The sequence below is a fragment of the Mesorhizobium sp. M1A.F.Ca.IN.020.06.1.1 genome (assembly GCF_004023265.1).
Taxonomy (GTDB): domain Bacteria; phylum Pseudomonadota; class Alphaproteobacteria; order Rhizobiales; family Rhizobiaceae; genus Mesorhizobium.
Genome location: NZ_RZSR01000592.1, coordinates 1 through 3,789, shown reverse-complemented (window position 1 = coordinate 3,789; position 3,789 = coordinate 1). Strand labels below are relative to the sequence as shown.

4 protein-coding genes are annotated in these 3,789 nt (G+C 66.0%); all 4 read right to left on the bottom strand.

The annotated features are described in order from the left end of the window. A partial coding sequence (gene sucD, locus EOA60_RS23015; protein ID WP_128311944.1) for a succinate--CoA ligase subunit alpha occupies positions 1-807 on the bottom strand: 807 nt, incomplete at its 3' end. Between the two features lie 13 nt (positions 808-820). Further along, a complete protein-coding gene (locus EOA60_RS23010) occupies positions 821-2,008 on the bottom strand; it encodes a malate--CoA ligase subunit beta (RefSeq protein ID WP_127335075.1) in 1,188 nt (395 codons plus the stop codon). Between the two features lie 17 nt (positions 2,009-2,025). Next, positions 2,026-2,988: a CoA ester lyase gene (locus EOA60_RS23005; RefSeq protein WP_095825700.1), complete on the bottom strand. Its 963-nt coding sequence runs from the start codon at positions 2,986-2,988 to the stop codon at positions 2,026-2,028. A 10-nt stretch (positions 2,989-2,998) separates the two neighbouring features. Continuing rightward, positions 2,999-3,789: aminotransferase class V-fold PLP-dependent enzyme (locus tag EOA60_RS23000; protein WP_128311942.1), on the bottom strand; the 791-nt coding region annotated here is incomplete at its 5' end.

Sequence of the window (3,789 nt, the reverse complement as noted above, 5' to 3'; positions counted from 1 at the left end):
GATCTCGACCTTTTCCTGCGCCGATTCGCCGAAGGCGGAGATGATGGCGCCGGCATGGCCCATGCGGCGGCCCTTCGGCGCCGAAAGTCCGGCGATGTAGGCGATCAGCGGCTTTCGCATGTTGTCGCGCGCCCAGATCGCGGCTTCGGCTTCCTGTGGTCCGCCGATCTCGCCGATCATCACCACGGCGTCGGTGTCCTCGTCGCGCTCGAAGAGCTGAAGGATATCCTTGAAGGACGAACCATTGATCGGATCGCCGCCGATGCCGACGCTGGTCGACACACCGATGCCCAACGCCTTCATCTGCGAGGCGGCCTCGTAGCCCAGCGTGCCCGAGCGCCCGACGATGCCGACGCGTCCGGGGAGATAAATGCTGCCGGGCATGATGCCCATCAGCGCCTGTCCGGGCGTGATGACGCCGGCGCAGTTCGGGCCGACGAGCCGCATGCGGTCCTCGAAGCGGTAGCGGCGCATGTAGCGCTTCACCTGCATCATGTCCTGGGAGGGGATGCCGTCGGTGATGCAGACGCAAAGCTTAATGCCGGCGTCCGCCGCCTCCATGATCGAATCGGCGGCGAAGGGCGGCGGCACGAAGACGATGCTCGCCTCGGCCCGGGTCTCGCGTACAGCGCCCTTGACGGTGTTGAAGACGGGCAGGCCGAGATGCGTCTGGCCGCCTTTCCCAGGGGTGACGCCGCCGACCAGCTTGGTGCCGTAGCGCTTCATGTCGTCGGCGTGGAAGCTACCGATCTTGCCGGTGAAACCCTGGACAATGACGCGCGTGCTGCGGTTGAGCAGGATTGCCATTTCTCGACCTCCCTCAGGCTGCTTTCTTGTTCTTGGTGGCTTCGCGCCAGGCGGCGACGGCCTTTTCGGCGGCTTCGGCCAGCGTGTGGGCGACGATCACCGCCTCGCCGGAGTCGGCCAGGATCTTGCGTCCTTCCTCGACCTTGGTGCCGGAGAGGCGCACCACCAGCGGCACGTCGACGCCGACCTCGCGGATCGCCTTGATGACGCCTTCGGCGACCCAGTCGCAGCGGTTGATGCCGGCGAAGATGTTGACCAGGATGGTCTCGACATTCTTGTCGCCGAGCACGGCGCGGAAGGATTTCGCCACCCGCTCGGGCGAGGCGCCGCCGCCGATGTCGAGGAAATTGGCGGGCTCGCCGCCGGCGATCTTGATCATGTCCATCGTCGCCATGGCGAGGCCTGCGCCGTTGATGATGCAGCCGATATTGCCGTCCAGCCCGACATAGGAGAGACCGCGATCGCTCGCAAAAGTCTCGCGCGGGTCTTCCTGGCTCTTGTCGCGCAGTTCCGAGATTTCCGGGCGGCGGAACAGCGCGTTCTCGTCGAACGACATCTTGGCGTCGAGCGCGACGAGGCTGCCGTCGCGGGTCACCACCAGCGGATTGATCTCCAGCATCGAGGCGTCGTAGTCGCGGAACACCTGATAGCAGCCGAGGATGGTCTCGGTGGCCTTGCCGATCAGGTTGCTTTCAAGTCCGAGGCCGAAGGCGATCTCGCGCGCCTGGAAGCCCTGCATGCCGACGCCCGGATCGACGGCGGCGCGGATGATGGAATCCGGCTTCTTTTCGGAGATGTCCTCGATCTCCATGCCGCCGGCGGCCGATGCCACGATCATGACGCGCTCTTCCTTGCGGTCGAGCACGAAGCCGAGATAGAGCTCCTGCGCGATGTCGACGGCTTCCTCGAGATAGAGGCGCGAGATCAGCTTGCCGCGCGGGCCGGTCTGCTGGGTGACCAGCTTGCGGCCGAGCATTCCCTCGGCGGCGTTGGAGATCTCCTCGTCGTTGGAGCAGAGCTTGATGCCGCCGGCTTTGCCGCGCGCGCCGGAATGGACCTGCGCCTTCAGCACCCATTTCGAGCCGCCGATCTCGCGCGCCCGGTAGGTCGCCTGCTCGGGGCTGTAGGCAAGGCCGCCGCGCGGGACATGCACGCCGTGGCGGGCGAGCAGTTCCTTGGCCTGGTATTCGTGAATGTCCATCTTGTCCTCCCGGTAATCTAATGCGCTGCGCTATGCGCCTGGCTGGCGCGCTCGATCGCCTCGCTCACCACCAGAACATTGCGTGCCATGCGTTCCGAGGCAGCGTCGATCATCTTGCCGTCGAGCGCCGCCGCGCCCTTGCCGAGCGCCTCCGCTTCCTTGAGCACTTCAAGGATGCGGCGAGCGCGGGTGACCTCCTTTTCCGGCGGCGAGAACACGTCGTTGGCCAGAGCGATTTGCGACGGATGGATCGCCCATTTGCCTTCGATGCCGAGTGCGGCGGCGCGCCTGGCGGCTGCTGTGAAACCTTCGGGGTCGGAGAAATCGCCGAACGGTCCGTCGATGGCGCGCAAGCCATAGGCGCGGCAGGCGACAGTCATGCGCGACAGGGCGAAATGCCACTGATCGCCGGGATAGTCAGGGTTGAGGCCGCCGATGTTGACGGTGCGCGCCTTGTTGCTGGCGGCGTAATCGGCGACGCCGAAATGCATCGCTTCGAGCCGGCCGGGCGTGGCGGCGATCGCCTCGACATTGGCCATGCCGAGCGCGGTTTCGATCAGCGCTTCGAGACCGACCCGGGTCTTGAAACCCTTGGCCATCTCGATCTGGTTGACCATGGCCTCGACCATATAGAGGTCCGCCGGCACGCCGACCTTCGGCACTAGGATAGTGTCCAGCCGGTCGCCGGCCTGTTCCATGACGTCGACCACGTCGCGGTACATGTAGTGGGTGTCGAGGCCGTTGATGCGCACCGACACGGTCTTGCCCTTGGCGCGCCAATCGATGTCGTTCAGCGCCTGGATGATGTTCTTGCGCGCGCGCTCCTTGTCGGGCGGCGCCACCGCGTCCTCGATGTCGAGGAAGACGAAGTCGGCGGCGCTGTTCGCCGCCTTGTCGATCATTTCCGGGCTGGAGCCGGGAACCGCCAGCTCGCTGCGCTGGAGCCTGAGCTTCTTGAGGTGGTTGATGGTGTGGCTCATCGTCCGTTCCTCACGCCGCCTCGGCGACCGGCATTGCGGCCGTGCGCCGGAAATGCTCGATCGCAGCCGCCACGCCCGAGCCCGGCGCCAGGCGCACGCCGCAATCAAGCAGCGCCATTTCGGCCGCCGACAGCGAGGCGCAGACCATCACCTCGTTCAGCCAGCCGAGATGGCCGATGCGGAAGACCTTGCCGAAGACCTTGTTGAGGCCGCCGCCGAGCGATGTCTGATAGGTGCGGTAGGCACGCTTGACCACGTCGCCGCTGTCGATGCCTTCCGGCACCAGGATCGCGCTCACCGTATCGGAGTGCCATTGCGGCGCCTTGGCGCACAGCTTCAACCCCCAAGCGTCGACCGCCTTGCGCACGCCTTCGGCGAGGCGATGGTGGCGGGCGAAGATGTTGTCTAGCCCTTCCTCGGCGATCAGGTCGAGCGAGGCGCGCAGGCCGCGCAGCAGCTGCGTGGCGGGTGTGTAGGGGAAATAGCCGGCGTCGTTGGCGCGGATCATGTCATCGAAGGAGAAGTAGCAGCGCCGGTGGGTCGCGACTCGCGACGCCGCCAGCGCCTTCTTGCTGACCGACAGGAAGCCGAGGCCGGCGGGCAGCATGAAACCTTTCTGCGAGCCGCTTACCGCGCAGTCGACGCGCCATTCCTCCTGACGGAAGTCGATCGAGCCGATCGACGAGACGCCGTCGACGAAGAGGAGCGCTGGGTGGTTCACTGCATCGAGCACCGCGCGACAGCCGGCGACGTCGCTGGTAACGCCGGTGGCGGTCTCGTTTTGCGTGCAGAAGACCGCCT

Bases quoted from the DNA above. Each gene is read 5' to 3' on its own strand.
- EOA60_RS23010 (WP_127335075.1), bottom strand. From the start codon at position 2,008: ATGGACATTCACGAATACCAGGCCAAGGAACTGCTCGCCCGCCACGGC.
- EOA60_RS23005 (WP_095825700.1), bottom strand. From the start codon at position 2,988: ATGAGCCACACCATCAACCACCTCAAGAAGCTCAGGCTCCAGCGCAGC.